Genomic DNA, 18866 nt, shown 5'->3' with positions numbered 1-18866 from the left:
CATCGGCTGCCGTGCCCCCCGCGGCAGCCGTCGCTTTCTCATCCTGTGAGGGCGACGCGTTGACATGCTCGACGCCCTCTCCTTGTCGGCTCCCTCTCCGGCTTCTCTTCCCTCCAACATCGCGGACGCCTTCGAAGCCCAGGTGGCGCTGCGTCCTCACGCTGTCGCGGTCAGCAGCGACAGCGTGAGCCTGACGTATGCGGGACTCGACGCGCGGGCGAACCAGCTCGCGTGGCGCCTGCGCGCCCAGGGCATCTGTCGAGAGCATCCCCAGGTGGGCGTCTGTCTCCCGCGCTCGGCGGAGCTGCTGGTCACCCTCCTCGCCATCGTCAAGGCGGGCGGCGCCTACGTTCCGCTCGATCCCGACTACCCGTCCGAGCGACTGCGGTTGATGGCGGAGGACGCGGGGGTCCACGCCATCGTCACGCAGACGGGCCTGCGCTCCCGCCTGCCGTCGGGCGGTGTACCCACGCTGTGCCTGGACGCGCTGGAGGCGGAGCTGGACGCGCTTCCCGCGCATCCGCCCGAGCGGGAGGTCTGCCCGGACGACCTCGCCTACGTGGTCTTCACATCGGGCTCCACGGGCAAACCCAAGGGCGTCTGTGTTCCCCACCGGGGCGTGTTGCGGCTGGTGCTGGGCGCCAACTACGTGGACGTGGGCCCCGACGACGTGCTGCTGCAGCTCGCGCCCGTGGCCTTCGATGCGTCGACCTTTGAAATCTGGGGAGCGCTCCTCAATGGCGCGCGGCTCGCCGTGTTCACCCAGGGCGCCGCGGGGCTGGACGAGCTGGGTCCCTTCCTGGAGGCGCAGGGAGTGACAGTGGTCTGGGTGACGACGGGCCTCTTCCATCAACTCGTCGAGTTGGGCCTTCCTGGAATGGGCCGCGTGCGCGAGCTGCTCACGGGAGGCGAGGTCCTCTCCGTGCCCCATGCGAGCAAGGCGCTGGAGCAGCTTCCGCACACCCGGCTGGTCAACTTCTACGGGCCCACCGAGAACACGACCTTCACCAGCTTCCACCCGATGCGCGGAGGACTGGAGACAGATGACACCACGGCCGTCGCCATTGGCCGCGCCGTCTCCGGGACGCGGATGTATGTACTGGACGAGGCGCTGCGGCCCGTTCCCGTCGGAACCGTGGGTGAGCTGTACACGGGGGGTCTGGGCCTCGCGTGGGGATACTGGGAGCGCGCGGACCTGACGGGAGAGCGCTTCCTGCCCGACCCCCGGAGCGATACGCCCGGTGGGCGGATGTACCGCACCGGAGATCTGGTGCGGCAGCGCGTCGATGGAGTCATGGAGTTCATCGGCCGTCGCGATCACCAGGTGAAGCTGCGTGGCTTCCGAATCGAGCTGGGGGAAGTGGAGAGTGCGCTGCGCCAGCATTCCTCCGTGCTGGAGGCACTCGCGCTCGTGCGAGAGGACTCGCCGGGAGACCGGAGGCTGGTCGCGTACGTCGTCGCGCGAGCGTCCTCCGTCGAGCTGCGCGAGCACGTGCAACGCCTGCTCCCCGGTTACATGGTGCCCGCCGCCATCGTGGTGCTGGACGCACTGCCACTCACGCCCAACGGCAAGGTGGACCGCGCGTTGCTGCCCACACCCCAGGCGCACTCCGAGGACTTCATCGCGCCGGAGTCGGCCCTGGAGACCGCCGTCGCGCGCATCTGGGCGGAGGTGTTGGGCATGGACGCCGTGAGCGCCACCGCGAACTTCTTCGACCTGGGGGGCCACTCGCTGCTCGCCACGCAGGTCATCACCCGGATGCGCGAGGAGACACGGTTCCACCTTCCGCTGCGTGCGCTCTTCGATAGGCCCGTCCTTCGCGAGCTGTGCGCCAATCTCGAGGAGACCACGAGCGCGTTCTCCGAGGACCTCATCCGACCCGCCCAGGGCGAGGCGCGCCTGAGCCCATCGTTCGCGCAGCAGCGCCTGTGGTTCCTCGACCAGTGGATGCCGGACACGGCCGTGTACTCGCTGCCCATGGCGTTCAGGTTGGAGGGGCCTCTCGACGTCACGGCCCTGGAGCAAAGCCTCCAGGCACTGGTTGACCATCACGAGTCCCTGCGCACGACCTTCCCGGGCGAAGGCGCTCCCGTGCAACTCGTGGCGGAGTCCGTGTCCGTGCGGCTGGAGCGGAGCGCCGTGAGTTCAGTCGAACAGGCCCACGCCCTGCTGCATGCCGCGGCGGAACGACCGTTCGACCTCGCACGTGGTCCGCTCTTTCGAGCGCTGCTGGTGACGACCGCTGCTCACGAACATGAGCATCTGTTGCTGCTCAACCTCCACCACATCATCTCCGACGGCTGGTCCTTCGGCGTCCTCTACCAGGAGCTCTCCGCCGAGTACCTCGCTCGCCTTCAGGGCGTGGCCTCCTCCCTCGCCCCTCTCTCCATCCAGTACGCCGACTTCTCCTCCTGGCAGCGTCACTGGCTCTCCGGCGACACCCTCTCCTCTCAGCTCTCCTTCTGGACTCGCCTCCTCGACGGCGTCCCTCACGTCCTCTCTCTTCCCTCTGACTTTCCTCGTCCCTCTCTTCAATCCTTCGCGGGCTCCACTCACCGCTTCTCTCTTCCCCTCCTCCTTCGCGACTCCCTCGATTCCCTCTCTCGTCTCCACGGTGCCACCCTCTTCATGGCACTGCTCTCCTCCTTCCAGCTCCTTCTCTCCCGCTACTCCGGCCAGCTCGACTTCCTCGTCGGCTCTCCCATCGCCAACCGCACCCGTCCTCAGCTCGAATCCCTCATCGGCTTCTTCGTCAACACCCTCCCTCTCCCCGCTCGCCTCTCCGGCAACCCTTCCTTCCTCGACGTCCTCCTTCGCACTCGCGACTCCTGCCTCGGTGCCTACTCCCACCAGGAGCTTCCCTTCGAGAAGCTCGTCGAGGAACTCCACGTCCAGCGCGAGCCCGGACGCAGTCCGTTGGTCCAGGTCCTGTTCGCGCTCCAGAACGCTCCCGGGGGACAGCTTCAGCTTCCAGGGCTCCAGGTCGCTCCGCTGGAGCTGGGAACACGGACGTCGCGGTTCGAGCTGTTCCTCGCGCTGGAGGAATCCCCCGAGGGACTCCGGGGCTCCATCGAGTACTCCACCGCGCTGTTCGCTCCGCGCACCATCGAACGGATGGCGGAGCACTTCGTGCGACTCGTCGAGGCGTTCGTCCGGGAACCCGAGCGTCCTTGCGGACAAGTGCCGCTCCTCTCCGACGACGAGCAACGCCAGTGGCTCATCGACTGGAACCACACGGCGCGCGCCTACCCGTCCGAGTCGTCTCTCGTGCGCCTCTTCAATGCACAGGTGGCGCTGCGGCCCGAAGCCGTGGCGGTTCGACATGGAGAGCGCGCGCTCACCTATGCCCAGCTCGATGCGCGCGCCAATGCGCTGGCCCGGGTGCTGCGAGCCCAGGGCGTCAACCGACGGCATCCGCAGGTGGGCGTGTGCCTGCCTCGGTCCCCGGAGCTCATCGTCGCGTTCCTCGCGAGCCTCAAGGCCGGCGGAGCGTACGTTCCGCTCGACCCCGAGCACCCCACCGAGCGACTGGCCTTCATGGCCCATGACGCCCGACTCGCGGCCATCATCTCTCACGATGCGCTGAGCACGCGGCTTCCCGAGGGACCATGGCACGTGGTGAACCTGGATCGGCTCGGGGATGCGCTGGAGGGTTCGGCGTCAAACCCGTGGGTGGATGACAGCACCGCCGATGACCTGGCGCACATCATCTACACCTCCGGGTCCACGGGGCGCCCCAAGGGTGTCTGCATTCCACACCGGGGTGTGGTTCGCATGGCGCTCGACGCGGACCAGGTCCGCCTGGGGCCAGACGACCGGGTCGCCCAGGTGACCACGGTGACGTTCGACCTCTCCACCTTGGAGATCTGGGGTGCGCTGCTCAACGGCGCCGCGCTCGTCATCTTCGACAAGGAAGACGTCATCCAGCCCGACGTCTTCGCGCGCCGACTGCGGGAGGAGCGCATCTCCGCGCTGGTCGTCGCGACCGCCATCTTCCACCACACCGCGCGCACGCACCCTGATGCGTTCGCGGGGTTGCGCTGGGTCATCTTCGGAGGAGAGGCCGCCGACGCAACGACTGTTCAACGCGTGCTCACGCACGGAGCACCGGTCGCATTGGTGAACGGCTACGGCCCCACCGAGAACACCACGTACAGCACCTGGTATCAGGCCCAGCCCTCCACCGAGCTGTCGGTCCCCATTGGAAGGCCTGTCTCCAACAGCACCGCCTATGTGCTCGATGCGAATCTGCAACCTGTTCCTCAGGGTGTCGCGGGTGAGCTGTTCGTCGGAGGCGACGGCCTCGCCTGGGGCTATTGGGACAGACCCGACCTCACCGCCGAGCGCTTCATTCCCCATCCCTTCAGCACGACTCCGGGTGCGCGCCTCTATCGCACGGGCGACCTCGTTCGCTTCCGTCAGGACGGAGAGCTGGACTTCATCGGCCGCCGCGACAACCAGGTGAAGCTGCGCGGCTTCCGCATCGAACTGGGTGAAGTCGAGGCCGCGCTGCGTGCCCATCCCGACGTACGCGACGCCGTCGTGCTCGTGCGAGAGGACTCGCCGGGTGACAAACGATTGGTCGCATACGTCGTGACGCGAAGCGCCGGGACACTGTTGCGTGAGCACCTGGGACAACAGCTTCCCAGCTACATGGTGCCCTCGGCGGTCGTCGCCCTCGACGCGCTTCCACTCACACCCAATGGCAAGGTGGATCGCCGCGCATTGCCGGCGCCTGAGTTCGGAGCGTTGGAGACGGACTCGTTCGTCGCTCCACGCACGGAGCTGGAGTCGCGGCTCGCGGCCATCTGGGGCGCTGTGCTTCAGCTCGACAGCGTCAGCGTCACCGCGAACTTCTTCGACCTGGGCGGGCACTCCTTGCTCGCCACCCAGGTCATCTCTCGCATCCAGGAGCACCTGGGCACGCTGATTCCCGTTCGCGCGCTATTCGAGGCACCCTCCATCGAGGCCCTTGCTCGCGTCGTCGAGCAGCGCCGAAACGCCGTTTCTGCTCCGACAGACGTGGCCCTCGTCCCGACGGTGAGCAGAGATGCGCCGCTATCGCTCTCCTTCGCGCAGGAGCGTCTCTGGTTTCTCAGCCAGCTCCATGAGCAGCAGGCCGTCTACAACATGCCCTTCGCGCTGCGTCTGGAGGGCGCTCTCGACGTCGCCGCGCTCCACGACAGCCTCCGCGCGCTCGTCCTTCGTCACGAGGCTCTCCGCACTCACTTCCCCGGCGAGGGAGCTCCCTTTCAGCACATCTCCGACGCTCCCGACTTCGACTGGGGACTCGTCGACCTCTCGTCGTCTCCCAACCCCGACGACGAAGCCTTTCGCCTGCTCCAGTTCGATGCCGAGGCTCCCTTCAACCTCGCCCTCGGTCCTCTCTTCCGTGCGCGCCTCTTCCTCCTCGCGCCTCAGCGGCATCTGCTGCTGCTCAACCTCCACCACATCATCTCCGACGGCTGGTCCTTCGGCGTCCTCTACCAGGAGCTCTCCGCCGAGTACCTCGCTCGCCTCCAGGGTGTGGCCTCACCTCTGCCCCCGCTCTCCATCCAGTACGCCGACTTCTCCTCCTGGCAGCGTCACTGGCTCTCCGGCGACACCCTCTCCTCTCAGCTCTCCTTCTGGACTCGCCTCCTCGACGGCGTCCCTCACGTCCTCTCTCTTCCCTCTGACTTTCCTCGTCCTTCTCTCCAATCCTTCGAGGGCTCCACTCACCGTTTCTCTCTTCCCCTCCACCTTCGCGACTCCCTCGACTCCCTCTCTCGTCTCCACGGTGCCACCCTCTTCATGGCACTGCTCTCCTCCTTCCAGCTCCTCCTCTCCCGCTACTCCAGCCAGCTCGACTTCCTCGTCGGCTCTCCCATCGCCAACCGCACCCGCCCTCAGCTCGAATCCCTCATCGGCTTCTTCGTCAACACCCTCCCTCTCCCCGCTCGCCTCTCCGGCAACCCTTCCTTCCTCGACGTCCTCCTCCGGACTCGCGACTCCTGCCTCGGTGCCTACTCCCACCAGGAGCTTCCCTTCGAGAAGCTCGTCGAGGAGCTCCGCGTCCAGCGCTCCCTGAGCCATGGCCCTCTCGTCCAGGTCATGTTCGCTCTCCAGAACGCACCCGGTGCACCGCCGTCCTTCCCGGGGCTCAGCGTCGAACACGTCGAACTCCATCCCCGAACGTCCAAGTTCGACCTCACGCTCTCCTTGGAGGAGTCCTCGGATGGCCTTCACGGCGTTTTCGAGTTCGCCACCGCGCTCTTCGCGCCAGCCACCGTCGCGCGCATGGCGGACCACCTTCGCAGGCTGATGGAGCAGGTCGTCCGGACTCCGCACGTCTCCATCCACTCACTGGACCTGCTCTCCGCCGACGAGCGTCGCCAGTGGCTCGTCGAATGGAACGACACCGGCCGGCCGTATCCGGCCCACTCGTCCATCGTCGAATGCTTCGCCACCCAGGCCGTGCTGCGTCCCGACGCCATCGCCGTGCAGTACGGCTCCGACTCGCTCTCGTACGACGAGCTGGATGCTCGCTCGAACCAGCTCGCTCGCATCCTTCGTGCTCACGGAATTGGCAGGGCGCGACCTCAGGTCGGAGTCTGCCTGCCCCGCTCTCCCGAGCTGATTGTCACGCTGCTCGCCATCCTCAAGGCGGGCGGAGCCTACGTCCCGCTCGACCCGGATTTCCCCTCTGAGCGTCTCGACTTCATGGCTCGCGACGCACAAGTCGTCGCCGTCGTCACTCACGAGTCGCGCAGAGAGAGCGTGCCTTCGGGTGATTGGCGACTCCTGAGCCTTGACCTGCTTCGCGAAGCGCTGAGTGCGAGCAGCAAGGCGCCGTTGGAGTGCGACCTCGGTCCAGATGACCTGGCGCACATCCTCTACACCTCGGGTTCGACGGGCCGACCCAAGGGTGTCTGCATCCCCCACCGAGGCGTCCTCCGTCTCGTCCTCAACTCCAATGACGTTCAACTCGGGCCCGACGACCGCGTCGCCCAGGCCGCCACCGTCGCCTTCGACGCCTCTACCTTCGAAATCTGGGGCGCCCTCCTCAATGGCGCCGCCCTCGTCATCCTCGACAAGGATGACGTCATCGACCCGGCTGTCCTCGCCCGTCGTCTCCGCGACGAGCGCATCTCCGCCCTCGTCCTCACCACTTCTCTCTTCAACCTCGTTTCCCGCTCCGAGCCTTCCGCCTTCTCTCGCCTCCGCTTCGTCCTCATCGGCGGTGAGAACGCGGACCCCTCCTCCATCAACCGCGTCCTCTCCTCCGGGCCTCCTCAGCGACTGGTCAACGGCTACGGCCCCACCGAAAACACCACCGCCAGCACGTGGCACCCCACCCTCTGCCACCAGGAACTCTCCGTCCCCATCGGCAGGCCCATCGCCAACAGCACCGCCTATGTGCTCGACGTGCATTTGCAGCCCGTGCCCATGGGCGTCACTGGGGAACTCTTCGTCGGTGGCGATGGCCTCGCCTGGGGCTACTGGAACAAGCCCGACCTCACCGCCGAGCGCTTCATTCCCCATCCCTTCAGCGCGGCTCCCGGCGCTCGCCTCTACCGCACCGGTGACCTCGTCCGCCTTCGCACTGACGGTGCTCTCGACTTCATCGGCCGCCGCGACAACCAGGTGAAGCTGCGTGGCTTCCGCATCGAACTGGGTGAAGTCGAGTCCGCCATCCGGGCTCACCCCGACGTGCGCGACGCCGTCGTACTCGTGAGGGAGGACGCGCCAGGTGACAAGCGACTGGTCGCCTACGTCGCGACGGAGCTCGCCGGCTCCGTGTTGCGCGAGCACCTGGGGAAACAACTTCCCAGCCACATGGTTCCCTCGACGGTCATCGTCCTCGCCGCGCTGCCCCTCACGCCCAACGGGAAGATCGACCACCGCGCACTCCCCGCGCCCGAGGCGAATCGCCTCGACGGTGAGACGTTCGTCGCTCCACGCACGGAGCTGGAGTCGCAGCTCGCAGTCATCTGGGCAGCGGTGCTTCAGCTCGACAAGGTCAGCGTCACCGCGAACTTCTTCGATCTCGGTGGGCATTCCTTGCTCGCCACGCAGATCATCTCGCGGAGCCAGGAACGTCTTGGTGTTCCGCTGGCCGTGCGGATGCTCTTCGAAGCACCGACCATCGAGTCCTTCGCACAGGCCGTGGAGCTGCGCCTCCAATCAGCGCAGACGGTTCAGAACACCTCGCTCATTTCGACGGTGAGCAGGGATGCACCGCTGCCGCTCTCGTTCGCGCAGGAGCGCCTCTGGTTCCTCAACCAGTTCCATGAGCAGCAGGCCGTCTACAACATGCCCTTCGCGCTGCGTCTGGAGGGTGCTCTCGACGTCGCCGCGCTCCACGACAGCCTCCGCGCGCTCGTCCTTCGTCACGAGTCCCTCCGCACTCGCTTCCCGGGCGACGGCGCGCCTTCCCAACGCATCTCCGACGCTCCCGACTTCGACTGGGGGATCATCGACCTCTCGGCCTCTCCCAACCCCGACGACGAAGCCTTTCGCCTGCTCCAACTCGATGCCGAGGCTTCCTTCAACCTCGCCCTCGGTCCTCTCTTCCGTGCGCGCCTCTTCCTCCTCGCGCCTCAGCGGCATCTGCTGCTGCTCAACCTCCACCACATCATCTCCGACGGCTGGTCCTTCGGCGTCCTCTACCAGGAGCTCTCCGCCGAGTACCTCGCTCGCCTCCAGGGTGTGGCCTCACCTCTGCCCCCGCTCTCCATCCAGTACGCCGACTTCTCCTCCTGGCAGCGTCACTGGCTCTCCGGCGACACCCTCTCCTCTCAGCTCTCCTTCTGGACTCGCCTCCTCGACGGCGTCCCTCACGTCCTCTCTCTTCCCTCTGACTTTCCTCGTCCCTCTCTCCAATCCTTCGAGGGCTCCACTCACCGCTTCTCCCTTCCCCTCCACCTTCGCGACTCCCTCGACTCCCTCTCTCGTCTCCACGGTGCCACCCTCTTCATGGCACTGCTCTCCTCCTTCCAACTCCTCCTCTCCCGCTACTCCGGCCAGCTCGACTTCCTCGTCGGCTCTCCCATCGCCAATCGCACCCGCCCTCAGCTCGAATCCCTCATCGGCTTCTTCGTCAACACACTCCCTCTCCCTGCCCGCCTCTCCGGCAACCCCTCCTTCATCGACGTCCTCCTCCGGACTCGCGACTCCTGCCTCGGTGCTTACTCCCACCAGGAGCTTCCCTTCGAGAAGCTCGTCGAGGAACTCCACGTCCAGCGCTCCTTGAGCCATGGCCCTCTCGTTCAGGTCATGTTCGCTCTCCAGAATGCTCCGGCTGGACAGCTTCAGCTCCCTGGGCTCGTGGTCGATACACTGGAGTTGCACCCGCGCACGTCGAAGTTCGACCTCACCCTGTCGCTGGAAGAGACGCCTCACGGACTCAACGGTGTCTTCGAGTTCGCCACCGCGCTCTTCACGCCCGCGACCATCTCGCGCATGGCGGGCCATCTCCGCGGCTTGATGGAGCAGGTCGTCCGGACTCCGCACGCCTCCATCCACTCCCTGGAGCTGCTCTCAACCGACGAGCGTCGCCAGTGGCTCGTCGAATGGAACGACACCGGCCGGCCGTATCCGGCCCATTCGTCCATCGTCGAGCGATTCGCCACCCAGGCCGCGCTGCGTCCCGACGCCATCGCCGTGCAGCACGGCTCCGACTCGCTCTCGTATGGCGAACTCGACATGCGCTCCACTCGACTCGCGCGCATCCTCCGTGCGCAGGGGGTCGACAGAGCACGTCCCCAGGTCGGGGTCTGCCTGCCCCGCTCTCCCGAGTTGATCGTCACGCTGCTCGCCATACTCAAGGCAGGCGGCGCCTACGTCCCGCTCGACCCTGACTACCCTTCCGAGCGCCTCGACTTCATGGCTCGCGACTCACAGGTCCAGCGCATCGTCACGCAGACCTCGCTGTCCGTGCGCGTTCCCCACGGTGACATCGAGCCGCTGTGCATCGATGCCCTGCCACCTGTCTCCGATGACGAGCTTCCTCGGCTCACTCACGACATGGGGCCCGACGATCTCGCTTACGTCACCTACACCTCGGGCTCGACGGGTCGCCCCAAGGGTGTCTGCATTCCCCACCGCGCCGTCCTTCGACTCGTCCTCGACTCCGACTACGTCCAGCTCGGACATGATGACCGCGTCGCCCAGGCCGCCACTGTCGCCTTCGACGCCTCTACCTTCGAAATCTGGGGCGCCCTCCTCAACGGCTCCTCCCTCGTCATCCTCGACAAGGATGACGTCATCGACCCCTCCATCCTCTCCCGCCGTCTCCTCGATGAGCGCATCTCCGCTCTCTTCCTCACCACCGCTCTCTTCAACCTCGTCTCGCGCTCCGAGCCCTCCGCCTTCTCCCGTCTCCGCTTCCTCCTCTTCGGCGGCGAGAACGCGGACACCTCCTGCGTCAACCGCGTCCTCTCTCTCGGGCCTCCTCAGCGTCTCCTCCACGTCTACGGCCCTACCGAGAACACCACCTTCAGCTCCTGGCACCCCGTCCTCCTCCACCACGAGCTCTCCGTTCCCATCGGCAGGCCCATCGCCAACAGCACCGCCTATGTGCTCGACGTGCATTTTCAGCCCGTGCCCATGGGTGTCACCGGGGAACTCTTCGTCGGTGGCGATGGCCTTGCCTGGGGCTACTGGGACAGGCCCGACCTCACCGCCGAGCGCTTCATTCCCCATCCCTTCAGCTCGGCTCCCGGCGCTCGCCTCTACCGCACCGGTGACCTCGTCCGCCTTCGCCACGACGGCGCTCTCGACTTCATCGGTCGCCGCGACAACCAGGTGAAGCTGCGCGGCTTCCGCATCGAGCTTGGCGAAGTCGAGTCCGCGCTCCGCTCACACCCCGACGTGCGCGATGCCATCGTCCTTGTGCGCGAAGACACGCCGGGAGACAGGCGCCTCGTCGGCTACGTCGCGACGGAGTTGGAGCTGTCGTCCACGGTTCTTCGCACCTTCCTGCAGGGGACCCTGCCTTCGCACATGGTCCCCTCCGACTTCGTGGTGCTCCCCGCACTCCCGCTCACGGCGAACGGCAAGGTCGATCACCGGGCGCTTCCCCGACCCTCCGCTGCCGGGGATGACTCGAATGCACGCGTGGCGCCGCGCACTCCCCTGGAAGAGGACATCGCCGCACTGTGGGCGCAGGTCCTCGGCCGCGAGTCCATCAGCGTGACGGCGAGCTTCTTCGACCTGGGTGGACACTCGCTGCTCGCCGCACAGCTCGTCGCGAAGCTGTCCGAGCGCTTCGGCTTCAAGGTCCCGCTCCAGGTCCTCTTCCAGAGTCCCACTGTGGCGGCGCTCGCCTCCTGGGTTCAAGACAAGCTGACGCCCGGTGAACTCGACACCGCGCCCGCCCTTCCCGACGGTATCGTCTTGCTCCAACGCGGACGCGACGACCTCCCGCCACTCCTGTGCATGCACCCGATTGGCGGAACCGTCTTCTGCTACCAGGACCTCGTGCGCGCGCTCGGTCCGGAGCGCTCCGTCTACGGCTTCCAGGCCCCGGGAGTGAATGGCGAATGCGAGCCACTGCAGACCATCGAGCAGCTCGCCTCCGTCCACCTGAACGCCCTGCTCCAACTGCGTCCGCGCCCGCCGTACTACCTCGTGGGCCTGTCGATGGGCGGCACCATCGTCTACGAGATGGCGCAGACCCTGCGGCGTCTGGGAGTCCCACCCTCGCTGCTCGTGTTCCTCGACACGCCAGGGCCAGGTCAGCTCCCCAAGCGCTTCGAGGACGACGCGGAGCTGCTCGCCGCCACGTTCGGTGACTCGTCGGAGGCGCTCATCACCCTCCTGCGCGGACTGGACCCGCAGGCCCAGATGCTCGAGGTGCTGCGACGCGCCCGCGACGGCGCCGTGGTGCCCGACTCGTTCTCCCTCGTGGACCTCCAGGTCTTCCTCTCCGTCTGGAAGGCCCACATGCGCGCGCTGTTCAGCTACGCGCCGTCGCCCACCGAGGGCACCGCCATCTACCTGCGCGCCCAGGAGTACGTCCCGCCACACCCTCGACACCCCGAGCGACCGTGGCAGGAACTCGTCAAAGGCGGACTGGAACTCATCGGCGTCCCCGGCAATCACCAGACGATGATTGAGCCGCCCCAGGTCACCGTGATGGCCCGGCACCTGAACGACTTCATGCGAAGACTCGAAGAAGCGGTCCTCCCGAAGTCGACGGGGACTTGAGCGCCCCCTTCGCGAGTCGACTCACCCGTTTACCCCTCCCGCGTCCCGTGCGAAAAATCGCCCATGCCCAACTGGAAGCACCTGCAGAAGCTCAACAATGGCGAGGCCATCTGGTACTCCGACCCCCAGCTCGAACTGAAGGGCGAGGTCTGGCTCTACTCGGCGGGTGGTGAGCTGCGGGTCTGGAGCGACGGAACCCTCTCCAAGAATCAGCCCGAGGCGTTGAAGGTCACCACACCCGTGAAGGCGCGATTCACGCTCTTCAAGCCCATGTCGTTGCTCTTCGTCGACGTGGAAGTACGAGGAGCCCAGGCCGTGGTCCGACGCGGCACCATCAACGGCGCCTTCAACGTCTCGCTCCTCGACGCGACCACGGGCGAAGCCCTGGTGGCCCGCTATCGCGCGCTCGGCTTCCGCGATGCCAACCCGTGGAACGCGACGAAGAAGCGCGTGGTGATTCGCGAATACATCAAGGGCGACTCCACGTTCTGGGCCATGAAGGTCGATGGGCCTGTCATCATGGACGGCTACGACAAGGAGACCGCCACCGAGAGCCACGAGGCGGCCATCGAGCGGGCGGAGAAGCGCATCCGAGCCAAGGAGAAGGCTGGCTTCGTCCTGCGGACCATCGATCTCCGGGATGCCTCGCATCCCAATCCGGAACCGAAGGCACCCAAGGGCGCGCCGAAGAAGGCCTCCGCGCCCAAGGGCCCGTCGTTCACGAAGCCCAAGAACGCCTACGAGGCCGTCGACACGGCCATCGCGATGCTGAAGGACCTCCACGACCGCTACCCCAAGGCGCACTTCGTCGCGGAGCACCTCGACGTGAAGAAGGAGCCCGAGCGCATGGACTCCCTCGACCAGCAGCTGTCCATCTTCAAGCGCCAGTACAAGCACCGCATCGGGAGCTGGGAGGGAGCGAAGGCGCTCAAGCCCCTGAAGAAGGAGTCGAGCTGGGACTACTTCCAGCGCGTGTACGGCACTGTCACGTGGATCGTGGACAACGCCATGGACCGCGGCCTGCCCACGTTTCCCTGCGGCAACGTCACGGGCGGCGGTTGGAGCTGCCTGGAGATCGCCGACGACGTGTACGACATCGACGGGCTCGTCGAGGCCACCGAGAACAAGGACCTGGAGAACCTCTTCGTGTTCCACGGCGGGTGGCACGTCGGCCGGTCCTTCGCCTTCGACCAGCGCACGACGTCACCCACGGGCGAGCACGCCGTCATTTCCTTCGACGAGGGCATCCAGGACCTCCCCAGGAAGACCCCGGCGGGTCGAATCCAGCCCTTCGGGCTCTGGCTTCACAAGCATGTGACCCGGCTGATCCACATCGCCGAGGAAAACCTGCGCGAAGGGCTCTGAGCTTCACGGGCCTGAAGCGGAGGAGAGACGGTGGGCGCAAGCGAGGCGCCCACCAGGAGTCCAGAGCGGGGGCCTGCCTGCTCCCCGGGTATCCGGACACCCAAATCGCCAGGAAAGACGGGAAGTTGAGGGACCGGCCAAGCGCGTGTTACGACCGCTTCCGGCCATTCTCCTCCTCTCAGAACTGGCCCCCGGAGCCGGCCTTCCATGAGCGAGCGCAACGACATCCCGCGACCCCCCGTCACGGTCGCCCCTCCTCCGCCTTCAGGGGCGCCCGCGAAGTCCGGCCCCAGCGCCACCGAAGTGCTGACGCAGTCCGTGCAGGCCGCGCCCCAGGCGACGCCCGCGCCCAGTGCGGAAGACGAGGCCCGCGAGCGCATCGCCTCGCTGGAGCGCGAGGCACGGACGCTGAGCACCACGGATGGTCCCGCGGCCGCCCAGCTCTTCCATGAGGTGGGCCTGCTCTGGGAGGAGCCGCTCAAGAACCCCCGCAACGCGGCGGTCGCCTTCCAGAACGCGTACAAGCTGGCGCCCCGGTACCTGGTCAACATCCGCGCCGCGCGGCGACTCTTCGCGGACGTGGGCAACTGGCAGATGGTCATCCAACTGCTCGACGCGGAGCTGGCCGCCACCGAGGACGCGCGCCACCAGGCCGCGCTCCTGTTCGAGAAGGGCATCGTCCTCCAGGAGCGGCTGTCCCGCGACGACGAGGCCAGCGCCTGCCTGCGCCAGTGCCTGGAGCGGCGGCCCACAGACGTCGTGGTGCTCACGCAGCTCGAGTCCGTCTACGCCGCGCGCAACGACGCCGCCGCGCTGGTGGAAGTCTACCGGTTGCTCGCCGCCACCATGCAGCAGCCGTCGCTGCGCGCGCACTACCTGACCTCCGCGGGCCTGCTGCTCGACGAGCGCCTCAAGCAGCGCGAGCCCGCCGCCGCTCTGCTGCGCGAGGCCTTCGCGCTGGACCGCTCGGATCCGCTGCTGCTCGCCGCGCTCAAGCATGTGGCCGAGCGAGAGGGACGCACCGAGGAGCTGCTCGCGGCGCTGACCGCCGAGGCCACCGCGCTGGGCTCACAGGCCGCGCCCGCCTATCTGCAGATCGCCAAGGTGCATGAGCGCCTGGGACAGAAGGAAGAGGCCCTGGCGGCGCTGCTGGACGCACGCCACGCCGCACCCAATGAGCCGCTGGTGCTCAGCGAGCTGGCCGGCATCTACGAGACGCAGGGCCGTTACGAGGAGCTGGCGGACGTGCTGCTGGCGCGCGTGGGTTCGCTCAACGACGAGAGCGAGCTGGTGGCCACCAACCTGCGACTGGCCGCGCTGTACGAGGAGGTCCTCAAGCGCGAGGTGGACGCGGCGGCGCGGTATCAGGCCATCGTCGCGCGCATCCCCGGCCACGCGGCGGCGCTCGCGGGTCTGGGCAAGCTGAACTACCGGATGCAGAACTGGGAGGGGCTGGTCGCCGTCTTCGACGCGGAGGTCGCCGCCGCCGAGGACGCCAAGCAGAAGGCCGCGCGCATGTACAAGGCCGCGGAGATCCTCGAGGAGCGGCTGGGCCGGCAGGAAGACGCCATCTCCCGCTACAACTCCTGCCTCCAGTTGCAGCCCGGCTACCTTCCCGCGCAGAAGGCGCTCACCCGCCTCTATGAGCGCCAGGGTCGCTTCGCGGAGCTGGTGGCGATGTTCGAGCAGGACCTGCTCCAGACGTCGGACAGGGATCAGCTCATCACCACGCTCAACAAGATGGCGGGCGTGTACGAGGACCGGCTGGGAGACCTGGACCACGCCATCGAGTGCATGAAGCGCATCCTCGACCTGGCGTCGGACCACCTGCCCACCATCCGCAACCTGGCGCGGCTGTACGAGCGCGCGGGCCGCTACCGGGAGCTGCTGGAGACGCATGACCTGGAGGCGTCGCTCGCGGGCGACACCAAGCAGGTGCTGTCGCTCCTGCACCGCAACGCGGAGATCCTCGACGAGAACCTGAAGGACCGCCCGGGCGCCATCTCCGCCTACGAGCGCGTGCTGGCGCTGTCCCCGTCGTACCTGCCCGCGCTCAAGGCGCTGGGCCGGCTGTACGCGCAGGATGGCCGCTGGGCGAAGCTGGTGGACATGTACCGGGCGGAGTCGGAGAGCTCGCCCTCCACCGACCAGGCCGCGGCGCTCATCTACAAGATTGGCGAGCTGTACGAGCAGCGGCTGTCGCAGGAGAACGAGGCCATTGCGTCGTACCAGGAGGCGCTGATGCTGGCGCCCAGCTACTTCCCGGCGCTGCGCGCGCTGGCCCGCATCTACCGGGCGCAGGGCGCGTGGGAGAACCTGGTGGAGATGCTGCGCGAGGAGGCCGCCAACCGCACGGACCCGCTGGAGCGCGCCAACGCGCTCTTCCAGGCCGCCGCCATCTGGGAGGACGCCCTCAAGCGGCCGGAGCTGGCCATCGAGACGTACCAGGAAGTGCTGCGCCTGACGCCGGGCCACGCCGCCACCCTGCGCGCCCTGGAGCGCCTGTTCCTCGCGCAGGACAACGTGAAGGAGCTGGTGTCCATCCTGGACCGCGAGACGCAGGTGGGCGGCACGCCCACGGCCAAGGTGACGGCATACCTGAAGCTGGCGCGACTGTACCTGGACCGCTTCCAGGAGCCCTCGCGCGCGGCGCTGTGCTGCGAAGCGGTGCTCGGCCTGGACGCGGGCAACCTCACCGCCCTCACCCTGCTGGAGCGCATTCGCGCGTCGGACCGGCCGCGCCGCGCGGAGCTGCGTCAGCGCATCGCCGAGCGCGTGAATGATCCACGCCTGGCCACCGCGCTGCGGCTGTCCGCCGCGGTGGACCTGGACAAGGGCCCCGCCGAGGGCACGCTGGAGGCGTACAAGCGCGCCTTCGAGGCGGACCCTGGCGACGCGCGGCTGGCCTTCGCGCTGGAGCGCTCGCTCAAGCTCGCCGGTGACGTGTCGGGCCTGGCCCGGCTCTACACGCTGCGACTGGCGCACGCGCGCGACGCGGAAGAGGCGCTGGAGATGCTCCTGCGCACGGCGGAGCTGGCGGAGATCCGCTTCGGCGACCTGGAGCGCGCGGCGGCCCTCTACAAGCAGGCGCTGGAGCTGCATCCGCAGTGCCTCCCGGCGCTGCAGGGCACGCGGCGCGTGGCGATGCGGCGCGGAGACGCGGCCGAGGCCCGGGCCGCGCTGGAGACGGAGGCCCGACTCAGCAAGGACCCGCGCGGCGCCATCGATGCGTTCATCGGCGCGGCGCGGCTGGCGTCGTTCGTCCAGAAGGACACCGACGGCGCGGCGGCCCTCTACAAGCAGGCGCTCGAGAGAGATCCGCTACACCCGGCCGCGCAGGCGGGCCTGGAGGAGCTGCTCGCCCACCGTGGAGGCTCCGCGGACCTGGCCGCGCTGCACGAGCGGCGCGCTGACGCGAAGCTGGCGCAGAAGGACCACACCGCGGCGGCCACGGGCTTCGTGAGCGCGGCGCGACTGCACCACGCGGCCCTGGGAGACCGGACGCGCGCGGTGGCGCTGCTGGAGAAGGCCCTGGCCGCGCAGCCGGGCCACATCGAGGCGCTGGAGCTGCGCGGCTCGCTGCTCCTGGAGGCACAGCAGTACGCGGAGGCCGCGGCCATGCTGAGCCAGCGCGTGCAGCAGGGCGGAGACGCCCGGACGCTCGCGCCCTTCCACCTCACGCTGGGTTCGCTGTACCAGACGCACCTGAATGATCCGGGCCGCGCGTCCTCGCACCTGATGACGGTGCTCTCCGCGCAGCCGCGCCATCTGGAGGCGCTGGAGCGGCTGGCCACGCTGCATGCCCACGGCCGCAACTGGTCGGGCGCGGTGGACTGCCTGCACAAGCTGCTTCAGCAGGAGCTGCCCGCCGAGTCGCGCGCGCGCTTCACGCTGGAGCTGGCGCGCACGTATGACGAAGGCCTGGGCGACGCGGGCGCGGCCACGCCGCTGTATCGCCGCGCGCTGGAGCTGACGCCGGGAGACCCGACGCTGGTGGACCGGCTGGTGACGCTGTACGAGCGCGCGCGCAACCTGCCGGAGCTGGCGCAGTTGCTGGAGGCGCAGGCGCAGACGACGGCGGCCACGGACCCGAAGCGCGCGGCGGCGCTGCGGATCCGCGTGGCGGAGCTGTTCGCCGGCCCGTTGTCCGAGCCCGCGCGCGCCACCGCGCTGTACCGGCAGGTGGTGGAAGGCGACGGCACCAACCTCACGGCGCGCACCGCGCTGGCGGGCCTGTATGCACGGGACACTTCGTCCGTGCCGCTCGCCGTCGAGGAGCACCGGCAGATCCTCCGCCAGGACCCGACGCGGGTGGACAGCCTGCACGCGCTGTTCAAGCTGTGGGAGGGCCTGAAGCAGCTCGACAAGGCCTTCTGCGTGGCGTCCGTGCTCCAGTTCCTGCGCTCCACGAACGAGGCGGAGCTGGCCTTCTACACGGAGGGCCGCACCCGGCTGGCGCAGGAGGTTCGCGAGGGGCTCACGTCGACGGACGTGGACTCCATGCTGCTGCACCCGGGCGTCCGGGGGCCGCTGCTGGAGGTGCTGCGCGCCATGGGCGACCAGCTCGAGAAGGTCTACCCCCCGAGCTTCGACATCGTCGGCGTCAACCCCAAGACGGACAAGCTCAAGACGGACAGCGCCGTCTACAAGGCCATCCGCACCGTCGCGCAGGTGTTCGGCGTGGAGGAGTTCGACGCATACCAGGCGCGGCGCGGCCTCACGGTGCTGGAGACCACCGAGCCGTTGTCGGTGTGCATTGGCCAGGACGTGGTGCGGCGCTTCAACGCGCGCGAGCAGAAGTTCCTCCTGGGGCGCGCGGCGCTGGGCCTGTTGAACAAGGCGGCCGTGCTGGAGAAGCTGTCACAGGGCGAGACGGCGGAGCTGTTCGGCAGCGCCATCCGCATCCACGCGCAGCAGTTCTCCGCGCTCGGCCGTCGCAACGACGAGACGGTGAAGCAGCTGCGCAAGGCCTTCTCGCGCAAGGCCATCAAGGCGCTAGAGGGGCCGGCGATGGCCCTGGGCGACGTGCAGAAGCTGGAGCTGGCGCCTTGGCTGGACGCGCTGGACTACTCGGCGGACCGCGCCGGTCTGCTCATCGCCGGCGACGTGTCCGTGGGCCTGGGCATGGTGCTGCGCGAGGACCCGAACTTCGCGGGCGCCCGGTTGGACACCCCGGAGCCCATGATTCAGGCCGTGCGCGAGGGTGAGCGGCTGCGCACCCTGCTCGCCTGGTCCTTCACCGACGACTTCTTCCGGCTGCGTCAGCGGCTGGGACTGTCGCTGTAGTCGAGGCGCACGGCGGGAGGGC

At 68.0% G+C, this 18866-nt stretch carries 3 protein-coding genes; all 3 read left to right on the top strand.

Going from position 1 to position 18866, the window contains the following annotated elements; genetic code table 11:
* Positions 1 to 64 precede the first annotated feature (64 nt).
* Positions 65 to 12193 carry a non-ribosomal peptide synthetase gene (locus HUA75_RS41520; RefSeq protein WP_174489575.1) on the top strand — a complete coding sequence of 4043 codons (12129 nt, stop codon included), beginning with the start codon at positions 65 to 67 and terminating at the stop codon, positions 12191 to 12193.
* 63 nt (positions 12194 to 12256) lie between these two features.
* Positions 12257 to 13558 (top strand): hypothetical protein, encoded by a 1302-nt coding sequence (locus tag HUA75_RS47290; protein WP_254628039.1) that lies wholly within the window; start codon positions 12257 to 12259, stop codon positions 13556 to 13558.
* Between the two features lie 207 nt (positions 13559 to 13765).
* A complete protein-coding gene (locus HUA75_RS41505; protein WP_174489574.1) occupies positions 13766 to 18844 on the top strand; it encodes a tetratricopeptide repeat protein in 5079 nt (1692 codons plus the stop codon).
* The last annotated feature ends 22 nt before the right edge of the window (positions 18845 to 18866 follow it).

Origin of the sequence: Myxococcus sp. CA040A (genome assembly GCF_013336725.1) — a bacterium.
Lineage (GTDB): Bacteria > Myxococcota > Myxococcia > Myxococcales > Myxococcaceae > Myxococcus > Myxococcus llanfairpwllgwyngyllgogerychwyrndrobwllllantysiliogogogochensis.
Note: the sequence above shows the minus strand (reverse complement) of the source record. Positions and strands in the feature narration are given on the sequence as shown.